17 protein-coding genes and 1 pseudogene are annotated in these 19,656 nt (G+C 63.4%); 10 read left to right on the forward strand and 8 right to left on the reverse strand.

Features of this window, described 5'->3' with window-relative positions:
- Positions 1–33 precede the first annotated feature (33 nt).
- From DNK10_RS15075 to DNK10_RS15085, 3 genes are read right to left on the reverse strand one after another with little or no spacing between them, the layout of a single operon-like run.
- Entirely contained in the window at positions 34–903 is an 870-nt protein-coding gene (locus tag DNK10_RS15075) for a rhomboid family intramembrane serine protease (protein WP_131192121.1), read from the reverse strand.
- Positions 900–1,874, reverse strand: coding sequence for a metallophosphoesterase (locus tag DNK10_RS15080; protein WP_131192122.1), 975 nt, complete (start codon positions 1,872–1,874; stop codon positions 900–902). Before DNK10_RS15080 ends, DNK10_RS15075 begins: the two co-directional genes overlap by 4 nt.
- Positions 1,874–2,764 (reverse strand): NAD(+) kinase, encoded by an 891-nt coding sequence (locus tag DNK10_RS15085; protein WP_131179161.1) that lies wholly within the window; start codon positions 2,762–2,764, stop codon positions 1,874–1,876. Before DNK10_RS15085 ends, DNK10_RS15080 begins: the two co-directional genes overlap by 1 nt.
- 115 nt (positions 2,765–2,879) lie before the next feature.
- Here DNK10_RS15085 and DNK10_RS15090 point away from each other — a divergent pair, with 115 nt between their 5' ends.
- Positions 2,880–3,821 (forward strand): DUF1853 family protein, encoded by a 942-nt coding sequence (locus DNK10_RS15090; protein ID WP_131192123.1) that lies wholly within the window; start codon positions 2,880–2,882, stop codon positions 3,819–3,821.
- On the opposite strand, the pseudogene DNK10_RS15095 reads toward DNK10_RS15090, so the two are convergent.
- The 3 genes and pseudogenes from DNK10_RS15095 to DNK10_RS15105 form a co-directional block, all read right to left on the reverse strand.
- Positions 3,818–4,733 (reverse strand): annotated as a pseudogene (locus DNK10_RS15095) (1-aminocyclopropane-1-carboxylate deaminase/D-cysteine desulfhydrase). The gene DNK10_RS15090 and the pseudogene DNK10_RS15095 overlap by 4 nt on opposite strands.
- A 47-nt stretch (positions 4,734–4,780) precedes the next feature.
- Positions 4,781–6,058: a chromosome partitioning protein ParA gene (locus DNK10_RS15100; protein ID WP_131192124.1), complete on the reverse strand. Its 1,278-nt coding sequence runs from the start codon at positions 6,056–6,058 to the stop codon at positions 4,781–4,783.
- 187 nt (positions 6,059–6,245) lie between these two features.
- Positions 6,246–8,282: an oxidoreductase gene (locus tag DNK10_RS15105; protein ID WP_425273856.1), complete on the reverse strand. Its 2,037-nt coding sequence runs from the start codon at positions 8,280–8,282 to the stop codon at positions 6,246–6,248.
- 195 nt (positions 8,283–8,477) lie between these two features.
- On the opposite strand from DNK10_RS15105, the gene DNK10_RS15110 reads away from it, so the two are divergent.
- The 9 genes from DNK10_RS15110 to DNK10_RS15150 all read left to right on the forward strand — a co-directional run bounded on the left by DNK10_RS15110 (position 8,478) and on the right by DNK10_RS15150 (position 15,860).
- Entirely contained in the window at positions 8,478–9,539 is a 1,062-nt protein-coding gene (locus DNK10_RS15110) for an AraC family transcriptional regulator (protein ID WP_131192126.1), read from the forward strand.
- 201 nt (positions 9,540–9,740) lie between these two features.
- Positions 9,741–10,922, forward strand: a complete 1,182-nt coding sequence (locus DNK10_RS15115) for a PepSY-associated TM helix domain-containing protein (protein WP_131179168.1) — start codon at positions 9,741–9,743, stop codon at positions 10,920–10,922.
- Positions 10,919–11,464: a thiamine pyrophosphate-binding protein gene (locus DNK10_RS15120; protein WP_131192127.1), complete on the forward strand. Its 546-nt coding sequence runs from the start codon at positions 10,919–10,921 to the stop codon at positions 11,462–11,464. The genes DNK10_RS15115 and DNK10_RS15120 overlap by 4 nt, the downstream gene beginning before the upstream one ends.
- Positions 11,461–11,784, forward strand: a complete 324-nt coding sequence (locus DNK10_RS15125) for a hypothetical protein (protein WP_131179170.1) — start codon at positions 11,461–11,463, stop codon at positions 11,782–11,784. Before DNK10_RS15120 ends, DNK10_RS15125 begins: the two co-directional genes overlap by 4 nt.
- On the forward strand, positions 11,781–12,350 hold the full coding sequence (locus tag DNK10_RS15130) for a DUF6162 family protein (protein ID WP_131192128.1): 570 nt from the start codon (positions 11,781–11,783) through the stop codon (positions 12,348–12,350). The genes DNK10_RS15125 and DNK10_RS15130 overlap by 4 nt, the downstream gene beginning before the upstream one ends.
- A 36-nt stretch (positions 12,351–12,386) precedes the next feature.
- Positions 12,387–13,322 (forward strand): metal ABC transporter substrate-binding protein, encoded by a 936-nt coding sequence (locus DNK10_RS15135; RefSeq protein WP_131192129.1) that lies wholly within the window; start codon positions 12,387–12,389, stop codon positions 13,320–13,322.
- Positions 13,319–14,077 carry a metal ABC transporter ATP-binding protein gene (locus DNK10_RS15140; RefSeq protein WP_131179173.1) on the forward strand — a complete coding sequence of 253 codons (759 nt, stop codon included), beginning with the start codon at positions 13,319–13,321 and terminating at the stop codon, positions 14,075–14,077. Before DNK10_RS15135 ends, DNK10_RS15140 begins: the two co-directional genes overlap by 4 nt.
- Positions 14,077–14,976: a metal ABC transporter permease gene (locus tag DNK10_RS15145; RefSeq protein WP_131192139.1), complete on the forward strand. Its 900-nt coding sequence runs from the start codon at positions 14,077–14,079 to the stop codon at positions 14,974–14,976. Before DNK10_RS15140 ends, DNK10_RS15145 begins: the two co-directional genes overlap by 1 nt.
- A complete protein-coding gene (locus DNK10_RS15150) occupies positions 14,973–15,860 on the forward strand; it encodes a metal ABC transporter solute-binding protein, Zn/Mn family (RefSeq protein ID WP_131192130.1) in 888 nt (295 codons plus the stop codon). Before DNK10_RS15145 ends, DNK10_RS15150 begins: the two co-directional genes overlap by 4 nt.
- A 278-nt stretch (positions 15,861–16,138) precedes the next feature.
- On the opposite strand, the gene epsC is transcribed toward DNK10_RS15150, so the two are convergent.
- Together epsC and treS are read right to left on the reverse strand one after the other, a co-directional pair.
- Entirely contained in the window at positions 16,139–17,101 is a 963-nt protein-coding gene (gene epsC / locus DNK10_RS15155; protein WP_131192131.1) for a serine O-acetyltransferase EpsC, read from the reverse strand.
- Between the two features lie 126 nt (positions 17,102–17,227).
- Positions 17,228–19,309 carry a maltose alpha-D-glucosyltransferase gene (gene treS / locus DNK10_RS15160; RefSeq protein WP_131192140.1) on the reverse strand — a complete coding sequence of 694 codons (2,082 nt, stop codon included), beginning with the start codon at positions 19,307–19,309 and terminating at the stop codon, positions 17,228–17,230.
- Positions 19,310–19,656 lie beyond the last annotated feature (347 nt).

The following is a 19,656-nucleotide window of genomic DNA, read 5'->3' on the forward strand; positions in this document are numbered from 1 at the left end:
TCTCGACCGCCAAGCCGAGGCGGCAGCGGTGGATCAGCTGTGTTGTAAACGCCGCGCCAGCAGACCGCCAATAGCTCCCGTGACGCACCCCGCAACCAGCCCGCCGACATGGGCGGCATTGGCGATGGCGCCGAACTGCAGCAGCTCGAAAACACCGGTCATGCAGATCAACAGCCAGATCAGCATGCTCACCAGTACGCCGCGCGGCAGCCGGTAAGCGGTATTCGGCGCCAGCCACTGGAACAGCCAGCAATGCCCGAGCAAGCCGTAGAGCACGCCGGACAAACCGCCGAACAAGGCCGGCCCGCCATAGACATATTGAGCCACGTTGGCCGCCAGACCGAACCACAGGGTCAGGAGCAGCAACATCAAAGCCCCCTGGCGCGCCTCGATGCGCCGCCCCAGCTCCCAGTACCACAGGCTGTTCATGGCCAGGTGCAACAAGCCGAAATGCAGCAGCATCGGGGTGAGCACACGCCACCACTGACCACTGTCGACGACCTGGGCGAAGGAGCCGAAATAGATGTACTGGCCATCGATATGGAAGTCGACGAAGCTCAGCCAGCGCACCGTATCGTAGTTTTCACCGCCCCAGGTCAGCAGCGCAACCAGCAGGGTCAGCGCCAGCACGATCAGCGTCAGCGGGCTGCGTTTCGCCTGGGAGAGAAAACCAGGGCGCTCGCGCGCTGTTTGAACGCGCATCGGCTGTAAATTTGAATCACCCTGGGGGACGCGGACATACAGTTCGCGTACCTGACCAGCGACCTGTTCATCAGGCACCCAGAGCACCTGCTCGTTGGCCTGTTCCGCCACACGATGAGCGACACCCAGGTTGCGCAGCAGCGCGATGAAAGGCGCCAGATCCTCATCGAGCGGCACGCGCAAGGCGATCACCGCGCTCATCGCGGAGCCTCTGGTTTATCTACGTCGACCCAGACGAACTTGCGAGGATCCAGGCGGGTTTCCTGATCCAGGCGGTAGGCCACCAGCTTGCCGTACATCACTGCGCTGTAATCGAGGCAGGCCAGGTTCGGACGGATCGGTGCCGGGATGCCTCTGCGCCAATAGTGGCCCACGAACAACAGCGGCTGTTCCGGCCCGTACTTCAACAATTCGGTCTTCTGCATTTCATTGAGTGGCATCTGCGCCACCGGAGCGGGCAAGGGGTCGGGCTGGAACTGTATGTCGCCGTAGGTCTGCGGGTTGTCTTCCCAGAATTTGGTGCGGAAGAACGACCGAGTGAAGCCATCGCCACTGGTCATGGTCAGGCCATCGGGCAAGCGCATATCGGTGCCGCGCAGCAAGCGGTCGAGCACGGTACAGGCGTAACTGCCGGGTACTGCCGAAGCCTGCAGAAAGTGCTCGTCGATGCAGCCGTCCGGGAACTGCTGGCGCAGCGGTGCGATCATCCCCTCGTCCCAGCAGGCGTGCACCACGCGGAAATGGCCAGCGTCGAGAAACAGCGGCAACTCGTAGAACCAGGCCAGGAAGTCGCGCCACTCGTCAGGGTACGGCTCGAACTGCCTCAGGGTTTCGCCGATCAGCCGCCCGTGCCGCGGGCTGTGCTCACGCACGTGCTGGCGGCCGCAGCCCGGAGGCGCCGGGGTCATCCAGCCGAGCGCGTTGAACTCGTGATTGCCCATGATGCACAGCGCTTCGCCAGCCCGCACCATGTCGTGCACCAGGTGCACCGACTCGCGAATACGCGGGCCGCGATCGATCAGGTCGCCAAGGAAGATCGCCATACGCTGCGGGTGGCGCCAGACTCCGTTCTGACGGCGATACCCCAGGCGCTCGAGCAGATGCACCAGGGTATTGGCGCAGCCATGGATGTCACCGATCAGGTCGTAACCGCGAGACGGGTCGAGCTGCATCAGTCGCCCCCGCCGCCGAGTCGGCTACCCCATCCCAGCTTGGTTCGGCAGATCTCGTAGTAGTTGTGATTCAGTGGGTGAATCAGGCACAGCTTCTGCGATTTCTTGCGCACCGTGATGGTGTCGCCAGGGGCGCAGGTGAAGTGGTTCTGGCCGTCGCACGACACCTGCGGATAGAGCTGCAGATCCTTGGATACGACGATCTTCAGTTCACTGTTGCCGTCCACCACGATGGGCCGGCTGGACAGCGTGTGCGGGTACATCGGCACGATGACGATGGCATCCAGCTTGGGGTGCATGATCGGCCCGCCCGCCGACAGCGCATAAGCCGTGGAGCCGGTCGGCGTGGCGACGATCAGCCCATCGGCCTTCTGGCTACAGACGAACTGGCCGTCGATATACAGCTCGAACTCGATCATCCGGTTGGACTTGCCCGGGTGCAGCACCACGTCGTTGAGCGCATCGCCCTGGCCGATCGCCTCGGAATGGCGGCGCACTTCGGTCTCGAGCAGAAAACGGTTCTCGGTGAGGTAGTTGCCTTCCAGTACCTCGGCGACCTTGGATTCCAGCTCGTCCGGGCGAATATCGGTGAGAAAGCCCAGGTTGCCGCGGTTGATACCGAGCACCGGCACCTTGTGCCGGGCCAGGGCGCGGCCGGCGCCAAGCATGCTGCCGTCGCCGCCAACCACGATCACCAGATCGCAGAACTCGCCCAGGTGCTTGCGGGCAGACGTCTGCAGGCCGTGGCCGGGTAGAACTTCGGCGATGGTGTCCTCGAGAATCACGTGCAGCTGGCGTTCGAGCAAAAACTTCTTCAGCCGGCGGATGGTGTCGAGCACCTGGGTACTGCCCAGGCGACCGATGATGCCGATATTACGAAAATGCTCCATGGGGCTCCCGCGACGCTCTGGCTCTAATGGCCCGATTATGGGTGAAAGCCCGCCGCAGCAGCAAACCTTCGCGCAATCCTCGCGCCAATCGAACAAAAGCCCCTATCCTGCAACGATGAACCCTTTTGACAGCCTCGCCGATCTGCCTCAGCGCCTCACCCAGCCAGCGGTGCGGGATCTGGCCTGGACGCTGCTGTCGCCGCCCCTGCTCGCCCGTACGCCCTGGCAGCAGCGTCATCCGCTGTCAGACAGCCCATGGGCTGCCGATCCGGGTCTGCTGGCGGACTGGCTGCTGCGCCAGGACAAGGAGCCCGCGTCCCTGCAAGCCTGGCTGTCGCGCAGCTCGGTACGCCGCCTGGGGCTCTACTATGAACGCCTCTGGCAGTTCGCCCTACAGGCTGCGCCCGGGGTCGAGATCCTGGCCGCCAACCTGCCGATCCGCCAGGGCGGTCATACACTTGGCGAGCTGGATCTGCTACTGCGTGATGCCGGCGGCGTGCATCACCTGGAACTGGCCGTCAAGTTCTACCTGGGCGAGCCGTCGCCTGACCGAGACGCCCCGACACAATGGATCGGCCCAGGCAGCCATGACCGCCTGGATATCAAGCTCGACCATCTCGCCACTCACCAGTTGCCTTTGTCGGCTCAACCTGAAGCGCGCCTGGCCTTGGACGCGCTGACGAGCGAGCCCATCCAGGCGGCCATGTGGATCGGTGGCTACCTGTACTATCCCCATGCCCGGGCATGCCCACTGCCAGAAGACGCCCACCCGCAACACCTGCGCGGCAAGTGGCTGCATCGGTGCGATTGGCCAGCGTTCCGGGCAGAGAATGCAGAGGCACGCTGGCAGCCGTTGCCGCGCCACGCATGGCTGGCTCTGGCAAGACTGCCGCCAGAGGATGGCTGGTCGAGCGCTCGCCTGCAGGCTTGGCTGGACGAGTTACCCGAGCACGCCGGAGCACAGCTGCTGGTCGACCTGCGCCCCGACGCCACGGGCTATCTGCATGAGCGCCAGCGCCTGTTTCTGGTCGCCGACGATTGGCCGGCCCAGCGTTAGCAACCTGCCGCGCGCCGCCCTTGCAATCCACCGGTATGCACGAATATCAGCCGCGTACCGGCCTCGATCACGCCACCAGCAATGGCTTCACGCAAGGCCATGAGCGCCTTGGCGGTATACAGCGGCTCAAGCGGCACGCCGCTCTGGATCTCGCACTGCGTCATGAAATCCAGTAGCTCGGCATCCTGCCGCGCGAAGCCGCCGCGACAGGCGTCGAACAGCCGATACCCCGCATCAGCGAGACCCGCCTGTGCCAGCAACGTCTGCACCTGCTCCGGTACGCCATGATCGAGCGGCACTGCCATCGCGCCATGAACGACCCGCTGCCCGCCCTCCCCGATCACCAGCCCGGCCAGGGTGGTGCCAGTACCGGCTGCCAGCCACCAACCGTGATAATCCGTCCAGCCCAGCGCCGGCAGTTGCTCAGCCACCAGCGCGAGCAGATCCGCACAGCCCCGGGCACCCGGCAAACCACCACCGCCCTCGGGCACTGCGCAAAACCCGGGATAGCGCTCATGCCAGGGCGCCCAGAAATCCGCCCGATGACGCTCGCGATAGCCGCCATAGCCCAGCCATGCCGAAGCGTTGCAGATCGACTACGGTTGGCGTGCGCTGAGGCTGACCACGCAGCAGGCCGACGGTGGCGAACGAGAAACGCTGGCCGGCGGCGGCCAATGCGTGCAGGTGATTGGAATGGGCGCCACCCAGGCTGATGATGCCGGGAGCACCCTGTTGCGCGGCGATTCGCAGGTGCGGCGCGAGCTTGAACCACTTGTTGCCGCTGATCAGCGGATCGATCAGATCCAGCCGCAATACCGCCAGCTCGACGCCCGCCAGCCAATCGAACGACAGGTGCTGCAACGGCGCATGGGGGCGCCAGTCACTGACGGCAGCGAGGGAAAGTGAATCCATGACCAGGCCTGGCGAAATGGCCCGCAAGTGTACCGCAGCGTCGGAGTTCAGCCCACGGTGCGCAGGCGGGCCGTCGCCTTGTGCACCATGCAGCAGTTGGAGTCGCCCAACACGAAGCGCCCCGGTGTTTCGATCCGCTCCACGGCCACGTCGCAGCGTTGGCCGTCAGCCTGCAGGCCGTCACAACGCGGACGCTGGTAGTGCTCCAGCCACTGGCGATATTGGGTTTCGGGCACGAAGCACTTGCTCGCCGCATAGGTCAGCGGGCTGGCCAGGTAGCGATCGACATCCTGCAGCGGCACGGTGAGATGACCCGCGCCCGGATGGAACACCACGAACACCACGCCCTGCCCAGCCAGACGTTCGAGCACCTGATAGGCGCCGCGTTGCGAGGCCTCCGCTTCACGACGCCGAGTCTGCTCTTCGGCTGCGGCCTGAGTGGCGATGATCCGCGCACGCAGTTCTTCATCGAACTGTTCACGGAGGGCTTCACGCTCGGTGCGCGCATGCCGCTCTGTTTCGCGCAAGCGAACGGCCATCTCGTCATGTTCGCGCTGCTGAACGGCAAGTTGCTCGGTTAGTTGCGTCTTGAGGGTCTGGTTCAGCGTTTCCTGCTGCCGCAGCGCCTGGATCTGCCCCTGCATCTCGGCAATTTGCGCTTCGCCGTGTGCAGCGACACGGGCGAGTTCGGCCTGATGTTCCTGGTTCAGGCTGGCAAGACGCTCACGCTGCTGCTTGACCAACTGCGCGGCCTTCTGCCGGTAATCGCGAGACAACCTATCGGCAAGTTTCTCGGCCAGTTCTCGGGACGGAGCAGCGGCGTACCACTGTTCCTCGGAGGCCACCTGCAAACGCTCGGGCGCTACGGTCTTGGCCTCTTCTTCCCGAATCAGGATGCCCAGGCTGTTGTGCTTGACGGTGTCGCGCAGCAGGGCCAGGTCATTCTTGCCAGCAACCAGGCTTGGATCCCACAGGTGCATCTGGTGCCAGGACACCGGGCACTGGCTGCGGCAGGCAAGGCGAATCGGCCCGCCACCCAGATCAGGGCCACGGCCAGCACGCTCGGCCATCTGCTGCAGCGGAATGTTCCAACCGCTGTCAGGCGCGCCGCTTTCGTCGAAATCCAGGTAGAAAAACACGGCAGAGCGAATCTGCAGGCGTGCATTGATCATCACGTAGGTGGCACGAACCTGCTGGTCAGCGAAAACCGGCATCTTCACCAGACCATCGAGCAGCGTTTCGAATTCGGTGTAGAACATCTGCTTACCGATGCTGCCGTCCTCGGCGAAAAACATCACGGCCTCGACCAGTTGCGGCTTGCTCATTGATGTTCTCCAGACGAATGACGGTTCTCGGTTGCATGTCGGCTGCAGCGACAAGGCGGCAGCGCGACAAGTCTAGGCGAGAATGCGCCACCGACTGTGTGACCCGGTTGGCAGTCATTCAGCCGCGGGACGAACGGCAACGCCGAACTGTGACCTGCTCGCTAGAGCCGTCTGCAACGCTGGGTACCTAGAGAACCGCGGCCAGACGGGAGCCCTGATCGATAGCACGCTTGGCGTCCAGCTCGGCGGCCACATCGGCACCTCCGATCAGGTGCACGGCCTGCCCGGCAGCCAGCAGATCGTCCTGCAGCTCACGCAGCGGATCCTGCCCCGCACAGAGGATCACCGTATCCACCGGCAACACCTGCGGCTCACCTTCGGCAATCCGAATATGCAGGCCGTCGTCGTCGATGTTCAGGTACTCGACGCTATTGAGCATCTGTACCTGCTTGTTCTTCAGGCCGGCACGATGGATCCAGCCGGTGGTCTTGCCCAGGCCATCGCCGACCTTGCTCTTCTTGCGCTGCAGCAGAAATACCCGACGTGCCGCAGGCTCGATCTCGGCCTGGATACCGGCGACCCCGCCACGGGCCTCCAGTGCCGGGTCGATACCCCACTGCTTCCAGAACGCCTGACGATCCAGGCTGGTGGCCGCGCCCGCATGGGTGATGAATTCGCTGACATCGAAACCGATACCGCCGGCACCGATCACCGCAACCGTCTGCCCAACCGGCTGGCGCTGCAGGATGGCGTCCAGGTAGCTGATCACCTTGGCATGCTCCACCCCAGGAATCGCCGGGGTACGCGGCACGATACCGGTAGCCAGGATGACGTCATCGAAACCGGCTGCGAGCAGGTCGTCCGCACTCACCCGGGTGTTCAGGCGCAGGTCGACGCCAGTGGTTTCCAGCTTGCGCCTGAAATAACGCAGCGTTTCGAAGAACTCCTCCTTGCCGGGCACTCGCTTGGCGACGTTGAACTGACCGCCAATTTCTCCCGCAGCATCGAACAGGGTGACGCGATGCCCGCGCTCGGCCGCCACCGTGGCAGCAGCCAGGCCGGCGGGGCCGGCACCGACCACGGCAATCGACTTCACCGTGGCGGTCGGCGTGTAGTTCAGTTCGGTTTCGTGGCAGGCGCGCGGGTTGACCAGGCAACTGGTCAACTTGCCGCCAAAGGTGTGGTCGAGGCACGCCTGGTTGCAGCCGATGCAGGTATTGATTTCATCGCCACGGCCAGCTGCCGCCTTGTTGACGAACTCCGGGTCGGCGAGAAAGGGCCGGGCCATGGACACCATGTTGGCATCGCCCTCGGCCAGCACGCGCTCGGCCACCTCCGGGGTATTGATGCGGTTGGTGGTGATCAGCGGAATCTTCACCTCGCCGCGCAGCTTGGCGGTGACCTTGGTGAATGCCGCCCGCGGCACTTTTGTGGCGATGGTCGGGATGCGTGCTTCATGCCAGCCGATGCCGGTGTTGATCAGGGTCGCACCCGCCGCCTCGATGGCCTTGGCCAGCAACACGATCTCGTCCCAGTCGCTGCCGCCCTCGACCAGATCGAGCATCGACAGCCGGTAGATGATGATGAAGTCGCTGCCAACCGCCTCGCGCACGCGGCGCACGATCTCCACCGGCAGGCGCATGCGATTTTCATAACTGCCGCCCCAGCGATCGGTGCGATGGTTGGTGTGAGCGGCGAGGAACTGATTGATGAAGTAGCCTTCGGAACCCATGATTTCCACGCCGTCGTAACCGGCCTGGCGCGCCAGCACGGCGCAGTTGACGAAATCGGCTATCTGCTTCTCGATGCCCTCTTCATCCAGCTCCCGCGGCCTGAACGGGTTGATCGGCGCCTGAATGGCGCTCGGCGCGACCTGTTTGGGGCTATAGGCGTAACGGCCGGCGTGCAGGATCTGCATGCAGATTCGGCCATCGGCCGCATGCACCGCCGCCGTGACGATGCGATGTTTCTCGGCCTCTTCAGGGGTGTTCAGCTTGGCCGCGCCAGCGTATACACCACCCTCCTCGTTCGGCGCGATACCGCCGGTGACCATCAGGCCGACGCCCCCACGAGCCCGCTCGGCGAAATAGGCCGCCATGCGCTCGAAACCGCCGGGCTTCTCCTCCAGCCCTGTGTGCATGGAGCCCATCAGGGTGCGATTTTTCAGGGTGACGAAACCCAGATCCAGCGGAGCGAGCAAATGCGGGTAAGCGGTCATGGTCATGCATCCATCGGCGTTGATCACGGAATGCCGCAGCCTTCGTGGGCAGCGGTCGATATGCGACAGACGATAGTGAAGCCAGGCGCCTCGCTCAATGACCTTAAATAACAACTTACTGATCATGGATGACACGACAGCTGGCGAGGCATCGCTGGCCGGGATATTCTGCAGGCCCGACCACGAGCTTCGACCCAGCCCATGAACCCCGCACGCATTCGCCTGGGTGATCTTTCGGTAGGTTTTCTCTACAGCCTGGCCGACGCCGTGCATCACCTGGGCCACACACCGCAGCCCTTGCTGGAACATTACGGCTTCGATGCCGCGCGCCTGGCCGAGCCGCGTGCCCGGCTCTCCATCCCGCGTTACATGCACCTGGGCCACAGCGCCATCCGGCTTACCGGCGAGCCGGCACTGGGCTTGCTGATGGGTCGCTTCGGCCGCCTGCATCAATTGGGGCTGGCCGGCATTACCGCCGCCCAGGCGCCAACGGTGCGTGAAGCGGCGCGCACGCTGATCCGCTTCGAACTGCTGTATGCGTCCAATTACCGTGGCCGCTCGAGCCTGCTGGAAGACAGCAGCGGCGCCTGGCTGCGCTTTCATTCGATCGGCCCCTACAACGCTTACAACCGTTTCGTGGTCGACTCGGTGCTCGCGGGCTGGCTGCAGCAATTGGCTACGCTCGCCAGCAAAATGCTGACCGCCGAAGCAGTCCAGATGGAGTTTGCGGCCCCCACCTACGCAGAACGCTATGAGCCCGAGTTCGGCTGCCCACCCACCTTCGATGCGGCATTCAACGGCTTGCGGCTCGGCCAGCAGACGCTGAACCTGCGCAACCCGCAGCACTGCCCCGGCACCTGGCAGGAACTGCTGCAACTCTGTGAGCAGGAGCTGCAGCGCCTGACCCGCACCTACAGCTTGCGCGAGCGGGTCAGCCAATTGCTCGGCCCGCGCCTGCATGGCCGTGAGCCGGACATGGACGACATCGCCCGACACCTGCAGCTACCGAACTGGACGCTGCGCAGGCGCCTGGCCGAGGAAGGCACACGCTTCAGCACCATCGTCAACGAAACCCGCCGCGATCTGGCCATCGCCTATGTACGGGACACCGAACTGTCGTTCGGTGAGATCGCCTACCTGCTCGGTTTCGCCTCGGCGGAAGCCTTCCAGCGCGCCTTCAAACGCTGGTTGCAGCAGACACCGGGAGAGCTGCGTCGCGCTTATCGGCAACAGACCGCCAATACATCTGAATCTTTGAAATAATTATTTTCATTTGCGCCTGCGGGTTTTACGCTTCTCATCCGTCTTAATAGGTAACCGACACACAAGAGCGCGATACTTACGCTCGGCAGTGGATTTCCACCCTCGCAGGCCGCAAGGCAGGCGGGGTTTCGTTCGTTAATAAAGAGTCCCTTCTCGCTGTGCCGCCCAGCGATCGAGGCCTCTCAACAAGACTGATACTCAATGTCCAAGAAGTCGCGCTCCAAAATCTGGTTTCTCGTCCACAGTTGGCTCGCTCTGCCCATCTGGTTCTTCGTGCTGATCGTCTGCGTCACAGGCACCCTGGCAGTGGTCAGCCAGGAAATCGTCTGGCTGGCCAACCCGGACGTGCGTGCCAGCAAACCTTCGGGCGATGCCGAGCTGCTGACCTTCGGCGAAGTGCTGGAGGCGATCAACAAGGCCGAACCGCAGATCATCGTGCAATCCATCAGTCGCCCGGATGAATCCCACTTCGCCCTCACCGCCCGGGTCGCCTACCCGGACGGCAGCACGCCGACGCTGTACGTCAACCCGTATACCGGGGACATCCAGGGCGTCAGCCCGCAGTTCGATTTCCGCCAGTTCACCCGTGCCCTGCATGGCTGGTGGCTGGTGCCGTTCACCAATGGTTTCAGTTGGGGCTGGTACCTGGTGTCGATCATGGGCATTCCCATGCTGCTCTCGTTGATCACCGGGCTGGTGGTCTACAAGAAGTTCTGGAAAGGCTTCTTCAAACCCAGGCTGCGCTTCAACCAGGGTGCGCGGATTTTCTGGGGCGACTTCCACCGCCTGAGCGGCATCTGGTCGATCTGGTTCATCGCGGTGGTCTCGATCACCGGCATCTGGTTCCTGATCCAGGCGATCCTGTTCGACAACCAGATTTCCATCTCCACTGCCGGTGTGCCGGCCGTGGTGGCCCGTGAAGACGTGCCAATCGTCAAGCCGGGCGAGCCGATCCCGATGATCAGCCTGGACAAGGCGGCCAGCATTGCCATCGACAAGGTGCCGAGCCTGGACGTGAGCTTCGCCAGCCTGCCGAGCAATGCCTACGACCACATTTCGGTCGGTGGCCGTGGCTGGTATCCGCTGATGTTCCAGAGCGCCTCGATCAACCCCTATACCGGTGAACTCGAGCACCAGCGCCTGCTGGAGGATCGCTCCAAGCTGGAGTTCGTCACCGAATCCATGCGACCACTGCACACCGGCGATTTCGGCGGTCTGTGGATCAAGATGATCTGGTTCTTCTTCGGCCTGGTGCTCAGCATGATGGTGCTCAGCGGCCTGCTGATCTGGACAAAACGCACCGCCCAGGCCACCGCCAAGGTAATCAAGCGCCCGGCACGAGTACGTGAAACCGTCACCGACAACGCGGAGGCCAAGGCATGAGCAAGGCCGTTGCAGCACAACCCGCCTCGACCCTGAGCCGCCTCTGGTACAAGTGGCGCTTCCACATCAACATCCTGCTGGTGATCATTCCGCTGGCGTTCATGCCCAAGTATTTCGCCGATGTCGCCCTGTTCCGCGGCACCAGTGGCCTGGGCGAACGGATGATCGGCGAGGTGGCGGTCGGCCCCTGGTCGATCCGCCTGGCCGAGTTTCGCGCCGCACCACCGGAGCTGGATGGCCCCGCGGGCTACATGAAATCCTTCAATGGCGCGCTGTGCGCCGAATGCGCCAACCAGGTCAAGGCCACCTATCTGCGCATCGGCAAACCACGCAGCCTGCGCGCCGCCGGTGGCATATTCTTCGGTAGCGCTCACCGCATGGGGGCCACCGTACCGCTGCCAGCCCGCACCAAACCCGATGCCGAACTGTGGATCACCATGGAGGGCTGGGATGGTTCCATGCACCAGGCCGCCGTTCCCCTCGAGCAGGCATCCCCGTCCACCGTCGCCTGGCTGAAGAAACAACAAGGAGGCAAACCATGATCAAACACACTCTGCGCCTGACCGCTGGCACCGCGCTGCTGGCGCTCAGCAGCGCGGCTCTGGCTCACAACCCGATGTGCCAGTGCGAAGACATCGACGCCGAGCACATCCGCTGCACCGGTGGTTTTTCCGATGGCAGCGGTGCGGCCGGCGTGACTCTCGACGTGATCGGCTATGACGAGAGCATCCTGGTTCCCGGCAAGCTGGCCGAAGACTCGACCATGACCTTCAAACGTCCTGAAGGCGAGTTCTACGTGCTGTTCGATGCCGGCCCCGGCCACGTGGTGGAAATCGATCACACGGAAATCGAGGCCCCATGACGGTTCAGGTCGTACGCCCCGCCGGTGCCGGTCATGAAACCCTCTACGTGCTGTTGCTGTGCCTGGCCATTCTGCTGGCAGCCGGCTCGGTCGTGGCCTGGCATGGCGTGACGGAAAGCGAAACCAGTATCGAGAGCCATCAGATCGATGCCCGTCGTGACCTCACGGCCGCCGAACAGGGCATCTACGCCGACCTGCGCGTGGCCTTCGACGAGATCCAGATCCGCCGTGATGAAGAACAGACGCTGCTGGGCCCCGAAGAGCTGGCCGAAGAAGGCTTCCCGCCCTTCACCGCCGATGCCAGCGCGACCAGTCGTGGTAGCCACCAGTGGCAGTTGCTGCCTGGTGATGAGCCTGCCTATTTCGGTGCCAGCCAGGCGCTGGAGGTTGCCGGCTCGTTGCTCATGCTGGCGGCTGACGCGGAACATGCCCAGGCCGATGTCTGGCTCAACCGCACCAGCGCCAGCGCGCCTTCCAGCCTGGACGCGCAAAGCCTGATCGCTGCCGGCTGGCAGCAGATCGCCTCCCAGTACGACGCAGGTGTGACCCGGCAACATCGCCACTGATCGCCTCCGACTCCCCCGACAGAAGACCGCTCGCCAATGCCCATTTCTCGCCCGTTCCGTGCACGTCCCCTGCTGTCACGCCTGGCCATCGGCCTGTGCGCCCTGCTGTTCATCGGCGCCGCCAGCGCCGCCGACGCCAAGCGCCTGCGTATCGGCATCACCTTGCACCCCTATTACAGCTACGTGAGCAACATCGTCGGCGACAAGGCCGAAGTGGTGCCGCTGATTCCGGCCGGCTTCAACCCGCACGCCTACGAGCCGCGCTCGGAAGACATCAAGCGCATTGGCTCGCTGGATGTGGTGGTGCTCAACGGCGTCGGTCACGACGATTTCGCCGACCGCATGATCGCCGCCAGCGAAAAGCCGGATATCGAGGTCATCGAAGCCAACGCCAACGTACCGCTGCTGGCCGCTACCGGGATTGCCGCCCGTGGCGCCGGCAAGGTGGTCAACCCGCACACCTTCCTGTCGATCAGCGCCTCCATCGCGCAGATCAACAACATCGCCCGGGAACTGGGCAAGCTCGATCCGGCCAACGCCAAGACCTACACGCAGAATGCCCGCACCTACGGCAAACGCCTGCGCAAACTGCGCGCCGACGCCCTCGCTCAACTGACCGAAGCACCGAATGCCGACCTGCGTGTGGCCACCGTACACGCGGCCTACGACTACCTGCTGCGCGAATTCGGCCTGGAAGTCACCGCGGTGGTGGAACCGGCCCACGGCATCGAGCCAAGCCCCAGCCAGTTGAAGAAGACCATCGACCAGTTGCGTGAACTGGACGTGAAAGTGATCTTCTCCGAGCTGGATTTCCCGTCCACCTATGTCGACACCATCCAGCGTGAGTCGGGCGTCAAGCTCTACCCGCTGTCGCACATTTCCTACGGCGAATACACCGCGGACAAGTACGAGAAGGAAATGATCAACAACATGAACACCGTGGTGCGCGCCATCCAGGAAGCCGGCAAATGACTGCAGCCGAAAACCTGAATACGGTCACCGCCGTGGGCCCGACCATCGATTTTCAGCAGGTCAACCTGGTGCTGGGCCGCACCCGGATCCTCGAAAACGTCACCTTTCAGGTGCAGCCGGGCAGCGTGCATGCGCTGGTCGGCCCCAACGGCGGCGGCAAGAGCTCGTTGATCAAGACCCTGCTAGGCCAGATGCCCCATCAGGGCAAGCTCAGCCTGCAGTGGCCCGGTGCCGTCGGCACCATCGGCTACGTGCCCCAGGCTCTGGAATTCGACCGCGGCCTGCCAATGACCGTGGACGATTTCATGGCTGCCATGTGCCAGCGTCGTCCGGCCTTTCTCGGCCTGTCCAAGCACTACGCAGAGGCCATCGATGATGCCCTGATGCGCGTCGGCATGCAGGAGAAGCGCAAGCGGCGCATGGGCGCGCTGTCCGGTGGTGAGCGTCAGCGCGTACTGTTGGCCCAGGGACTGATCCCCGCACCGCAGTTGCTGGTACTCGACGAACCGATGTCTGCATTGGACGAAGCCGGCATCCAGGTCTTCGAACGCCTGCTCGGCGACTGGCGCCGCGCCGGCATCAGCGTGCTGTGGATCGAGCACGATCTGGAGGCGGTCAAGCGTCTGGCCGATCGTGTCACCGGCCTCAGCCGCCGCGTGCTGTTCGACGCACCGCCAGCCGAAGCCCTGACCCCGGAGCGCCTGCTCAGCCTGTTCTCCACCCACGCACGCGCCGCGGAGACCTCGCTGCCATGATCGACTACGAACAGTTCCGCCTGATGATTCAGGGCTGGGCGTCCTCCGGCTATCTGCCTGAAGCGCTGGCCTACGGTTTCGTCATCAACGCACTGCTCGCCGGCCTGCTGATCGGCCCGGTACTGGGCGGCCTCGGCACCCTGGTGGTGGTCAAGCGCTTCGCCTTCTTCTCCGAAGCGGTCGGCCACGCAGCGCTGACCGGCGTGGCCATCGGCATCCTGCTCGGCGAGCCCTACACCGGTCCTTACGGCGCCCTGTTCGGCTACGCCCTGCTGTTCGGCATCCTGCTCAACTACCTGCGCAACCGCACCGGCCTGGCCCCGGATACGCTGATCGGTGTGTTCCTCTCGGTGTCCCTGGCCATGGGCGCCAGCCTGCTGCTGATTCTCGCTGGGCGCATCAACGTGCACATCCTGGAGAACGTCCTGTTCGGCTCGGTGCTGACGGTCAACGGCACGGATCTGCTGGTCTTGCTGGTAGTCGGCGCTCTGGTGATGGGCCTGGCACTGCCGCTGTACAACCGCATCATGCTCGCCAGTTTCAATCCGCAACTGGCGGCCGTGCGCGGCGTGGCCGTGAAGAGCCTGGATTATCTGTTCGTGATCCTGGTGACGCTGATCACCGTGGCCGCAGTCAAGGTCATCGGCGCCATTCTGGTCGGCGCCCTGCTGGTGATTCCGGCCGCAGCGGCGCGGCTGCTCAGCCAATCGCTGAAAGGCTTCTTCTGGCTGTCGGTGCTGATCGCCACCGTCAGCACACTGCTCGGCATTCTCATGCCCATCGTGCTGGATCTGCCGATCCCCTCCGGTGCCGCGATCATTCTGGTCGCCGGTTTCACCTTCGCCCTCGCCGCCATCGCGCGCGGCGTCGTACCAAGCCTGAAAGGGAACCTGGGATGACCCATAGACTTCACCACCTGGGCCTCGCCCTGCTCCTCAGCCTGCCCGGCCTCGCCCTGGCCAAGGACGTCAGCGTTCTGGTCTCGCAACCCATCACCTTTGGCCTTGCCAGTGATCTGCTGGAAGGCACCCCGGTGCGCATCGAGCGTGCCGCCCCCGCCAACCTGCCGGCCAGCCGCCAGGTGTCGTACTTCGCCGGCCGTGGCGCTAGCGCGCTGCACAAGGTCGCGGCCGACGCCGACGCCGCCATCGCCCTGCGCTCGCTATGGCCGGAAGACCCGCTCTACCCCATGGCTCGACGCAGTAATATCCGTATCGTCGAAATCGACGCCGCACGGCCGGTGGATGGCGCCCTGCCGGGCATCGCCACCCAGGCCGAGAGTGCAGGCGAAAACGACCTGGCCAGCTATCCATGGCTGGCGATCAATAACATGGGCCGCATGGCCGACGTGATGGCCGCCGACCTGGTACGCCTGGCGCCGGATGCCAAAGGCAAGGTCGAGCAGAACCTGGCCACGCTCAAGCAGCGTCTGCTCAAGCTCAATGCCCGCAGCGAAGCCGAACTGGCCAAGGCCGACAACCTGTCCGTCTACAGCCTCAGCAACCGTCTGGATTATCTGGTCAGCGGCCTCAACCTGGATCTGGTCAGCAGCGACAGTCGTGACGACCGCGACTGGGATACCGAGTCCCTGAACGCGCTGACCACCGCGCTGAAGGAAGACGACGTGGCATTGGTGCTGCATCATCGCAAGCCATCTCAGCCGGTGGCGGACGCGGTCAAAGCCGCAGGCATTGCACTGCTGGTGCTGGAAACCGAAAACGATGACCCGCTGGCCGAGCTGGAAGGCAACGTCGACAGCCTGGTAAAAGCCCTGACGCACTAGCAACGAAAAGGCCCGATGCGCATGCATCGGGCCTTTTCTTTTGATTCTGGCAAATGGGCTGTACGGATTGTCGTTCAAGTCCCCATCTGGCCTCAGGCGAGCATTTACAGCTCGGTTGCGTCTTCAGCGAACTCGGGCACGTCCTGTTCCAGGGCGCGGGACTCGAGCAGTTCTTCCTGATAATCGTCCATCTCTCTTCTCCTTTTTTCTCTTTGGTCTCGCACCGAGTCTAAGAAATTTCGGTGACTATCCTGTGACACAGATCAAGCCATCGCAGTTCAGCATTCACGTTGCTGGGCACTGGCCTGGGATACGTTACTACCAGGCTCGACGCTGCGGGTGAGCCAGACGTTACCGCCGATTACCGAGCCTTTGCCGATGGTGATGCGGCCGAGAATGGTGGCGCCGGCATAAATCACCACATCGTCCTCGACGATCGGGTGACGCGGCTGGCCCTTGTGCAACTGGCCGCTTTCGTCACTGGTGAAGCGCTTGGCACCCAGGGTAACGGCCTGATAGATGCGCACATGGTTGCCGATGATCGCGGTCTCGCCGATCACCACGCCGGTACCATGGTCGATAAAGAAGCTGTGGCCGATCTGCGCGCCCGGATGGATATCGATACCAGTGGCACCATGAGCAGTTTCTGCAGCAATACGTGCCAGCAGCGGCAAGCCGGCGCGATACAGATGATGAGCCAATCGGTGGTAAATCACCGCCAGCACGCCGGGGTAGCACAGCAGCACTTCGTCGACACTGCGCGCCGCCGGGTCGCCGTTGTAAGCCGCCACCACGTCCTGATCGAGCAGGCGACGCAATGCCGGTAATGCGGCAGCAAAGTCACGGACGACGGCAACCGCCTGCTGATCCACCTGATCAGAACCCTCACCGCGCTGCCGCGCCGCATAACGCAGCTCCAGACGCACTTGCGCCACCAGGCCGTTCAGTGCCCGATCCAGTGTGTGGCCGACGTAGTAGTCCTCGCTTTCCTCACGCAGCTCGGCCGGCCCCAAACGCATCGGGAACAGTGCGCCACACAGCCCACTGAGAATTGTCGCCACTGCCTGGCGCGACGGCAGCTCACGACCGCCGAGCTCGGGATCGCGCCCAGAACGGTTACGCCACTCGGCGCGGGCCGCACGCAAGCCGGCGACGGTCTGCTCCAACTGCCAGTTGATCGAATGGGACGAACCCTCTGCCTCGGTGCCACCAACATTGCTGGTGGCAAACTCGCTGTTCATTGAAACCTCAACTCACGCTGCGACCGGCACCCATGGCCAGCCCCTATGGACATGGACGATACGGCGCTCCCGCGCACGCCCTCAAATATCCAATGATTATTTGCTTAGTCTCAAAAGGCATATGGATCAGTTATCCTGCGGCGCGAGCCCCGGCGCCATGCTCGCGATACGCAGCGCCAGGCCCTCATAAGGCTCGAGCTGAATATGCAATTCGCCGTTGGCAGACAGATCCCCCAGCAGCCGCTCATGGATGATATCCACGACCGGCCCGGGCTCGACATGCTCCAGGGTGATCACCTCACTCAGCGCCTCTGCAGCGAAATTCAGCGCCGTCACCTGGATGCCACGTCCGGCCGGCAACTCATGCACCATGATCAGCAACGCCGGGTGACGGGTCACCGGCACCGCGATCTGCCGGCTGGACGCCACACCATGGGAGCGCCGTGCCGCGAACATGCGCCGTGCCTGGGAGGCGAACGACTGCGGATCCTGCAACTGCTCGCCAAGGCTGCCGTACAACTGACGTGCACGCGGCAGGCCTTCGGCGGAGAGCAGTGACTCGGGATCGAGATCGACCAGGTCGTAACCGCCACGGTTGATCCAACGCGTGTCGCCGTCGGCGATCAGCTCTGCCACCTGCTGTGCATCGAGCGGCAGTGCGCCGACCAGATCCCAGCCGGAAAGCGCCACCACACCGGGTTGCATGGCATTGAACATCAGCAACAGCAGGTGCACGCGGCGAATCTGCTCGATGTCGGTTTCGTCGATGGTATCCAGATCACGGATGCCCAGCGCCGCGGTGATGATACTCACCGTGGTGCAAGCCACGCCGTTGGTGACGAATTTCAGGTTGTAGGGCGCATGCTCGCCGGTCAGGCGCTCGTACATCTCGCCGCGAATATGTTCGCGCAGGATGCTGCCAGGCAAGTGCTGACCACGGAACATGTAGGTATCGTTGGCGTGCAGCGTCCAGAAATGCACCAGTTCCAGCGTCAGTTCATCGTGGTTCTGCAGCGCGTGAATCAGCGAGGCGGGATCGATGCCGAAATCGTGCATCTGCTGCATCATCAGGCGCAGGAACTCCACCTCCCCCGTCAACAGCGCGTGCTGGTAGGCCGGGCGGGTGATGAAGTCGTAAGATAGATCCGCCCCGCCCTGGGACATCGCAGCGATATCGTCCAGGGTCAGGTTCAGCTCCTGGAAGCTGAACGCCCCCGCCTTGCGGATCATGCCGGCGAGCAATTGGTTACCGGTCAACGACAGCGGATGGCTCTCCGACCAGGCATTGCCGTGGCTACGTCGCTCGACGCCGAGAAAGCCGTTGGCGTCCAGGCGCAACACCCGTGAGCCAATCACGTCGATGGCATGCAGGGACTCACCGGTGACCAGTTGCTGGGCGGCAAAGCTCGGATCCAGCCAGTTCAGCGATGGCTGACCCTCTTTGAAATAGTGCAGGTACACCCAGCGCCGCACCTTGCCATCCACACCGGTGATCTCGCCGGTGGCGCTCCAGTCGGTTTCCTTGACGCCCGGCTCGAAGAAGATCACCCGCTGCAACTGGCCGACGATGTAATGCTTGTCACGCAGGGCATCGACCACTGCCGGTGACAGGTTCACCGAATCACGGCCCTCGGCCAGCGGCGGCAACAATGCCCAGTCCGCCTCGGCAATCTCCACCATGTGATAGAGCCCGGGGTAATCGCCGTAGGCCATTTCCGCCAGGCGAAAGTCCGCGCCCTTGCCAGTATGTGAAGGGATGGAGTCATCGATGGTGACCGCATTGTGCGCAGCCGCCACCCGGCTCAGATGAACCAGCTGCTCCTCGCTACCGAAACGCGGGTCGATCTCCAGGCTGATGCGGTCGAAGTTGCCATCGACGGTCGGTGTGTACTCGCGCCCCTGCAAACCGCCCGCACGCCGCAGCGGCCCGTTGTGGATACCCTGTACACCCAGCTCCGAAAGCGCTGTCCAGAGACGTTCGTCCCCCAGAGCTTGGAGCACCGAGCCACCTGGCGCAGTGATGATCGCCGCCGGGTACACCGCCAGCCACACCGAGGCGACCGCAGTAACGCTGCGTGGGCGGGCCAATGCATAAGGCTGCTGCCACAGCCGCGCCTGCCCCGAATAGAGATGCGTACGCTGGCGGGCCGCATGCAGCATGGACTGCTCGACCAACCAGTTGATCTGTTGTTCATCTGCCATAGCGATCCAGTGGTTCGAGAGAAAGGATCGCGAACGGCCGCGCCGTCCGCCGGTTCCAGGGTCTGTTGACGTTTCAGAACCGGCATGGCTGGCTTCGTTCAGACTGAATGACCGACGCGCCGCAAAGGCTGAACAGGCTCTTAGAGCCTGTTCACGATCTTTGTGCACTTGGCAAACAGGAACCCGTATCCCTATAGATCGGCGGCAATGTGGCGCAAGCGGACGGTCGATTTGGTGGGCTTCATGACGTAGATACCGTCTTGAATCTCACTTCGCAACAGCCAATTTAGGGTCGAAGGGATTACCTGATTTAAGCACTCCGTAAGCAATGCACAGCAGCTTGCGCATGGCCG

This window comes from Phytopseudomonas daroniae (assembly GCF_004327275.1).
GTDB classification, from domain to species: Bacteria; Pseudomonadota; Gammaproteobacteria; order Pseudomonadales; family Pseudomonadaceae; genus Aquipseudomonas; species Aquipseudomonas daroniae.

Excerpts from the sequence above, each read along its gene's own strand:
- DNK10_RS15130 (WP_131192128.1), top strand. The coding sequence starts at position 11,781 with ATGACGGTTCAGGTCGTACGCCCCGCCGGTGCCGGTCATGAAACCCTC.
- DNK10_RS15080 (WP_131192122.1), bottom strand. The coding sequence starts at position 1,874 with ATGCAGCTCGACCCGTCTCGCGGTTACGACCTGATCGGTGACATCCAT.
- epsC (WP_131192131.1), bottom strand. The coding sequence starts at position 17,101 with ATGAACAGCGAGTTTGCCACCAGCAATGTTGGTGGCACCGAGGCAGAG.
- DNK10_RS15115 (WP_131179168.1), top strand. The coding sequence starts at position 9,741 with ATGTCCAAGAAGTCGCGCTCCAAAATCTGGTTTCTCGTCCACAGTTGG.
- DNK10_RS15100 (WP_131192124.1), bottom strand. The coding sequence starts at position 6,058 with ATGAGCAAGCCGCAACTGGTCGAGGCCGTGATGTTTTTCGCCGAGGAC.
- DNK10_RS15085 (WP_131179161.1), bottom strand. The coding sequence starts at position 2,764 with ATGGAGCATTTTCGTAATATCGGCATCATCGGTCGCCTGGGCAGTACC.
- DNK10_RS15135 (WP_131192129.1), top strand. The coding sequence starts at position 12,387 with ATGCCCATTTCTCGCCCGTTCCGTGCACGTCCCCTGCTGTCACGCCTG.
- DNK10_RS15075 (WP_131192121.1), bottom strand. The coding sequence starts at position 903 with ATGAGCGCGGTGATCGCCTTGCGCGTGCCGCTCGATGAGGATCTGGCG.
- DNK10_RS15120 (WP_131192127.1), top strand. The coding sequence starts at position 10,919 with ATGAGCAAGGCCGTTGCAGCACAACCCGCCTCGACCCTGAGCCGCCTC.
- DNK10_RS15110 (WP_131192126.1), top strand. The coding sequence starts at position 8,478 with ATGAACCCCGCACGCATTCGCCTGGGTGATCTTTCGGTAGGTTTTCTC.
- DNK10_RS15140 (WP_131179173.1), top strand. The coding sequence starts at position 13,319 with ATGACTGCAGCCGAAAACCTGAATACGGTCACCGCCGTGGGCCCGACC.
- DNK10_RS15125 (WP_131179170.1), top strand. The coding sequence starts at position 11,461 with ATGATCAAACACACTCTGCGCCTGACCGCTGGCACCGCGCTGCTGGCG.
- DNK10_RS15090 (WP_131192123.1), top strand. The coding sequence starts at position 2,880 with ATGAACCCTTTTGACAGCCTCGCCGATCTGCCTCAGCGCCTCACCCAG.
- DNK10_RS15105 (WP_425273856.1), bottom strand. The coding sequence starts at position 8,282 with ATGACCATGACCGCTTACCCGCATTTGCTCGCTCCGCTGGATCTGGGT.
- DNK10_RS15150 (WP_131192130.1), top strand. The coding sequence starts at position 14,973 with ATGACCCATAGACTTCACCACCTGGGCCTCGCCCTGCTCCTCAGCCTG.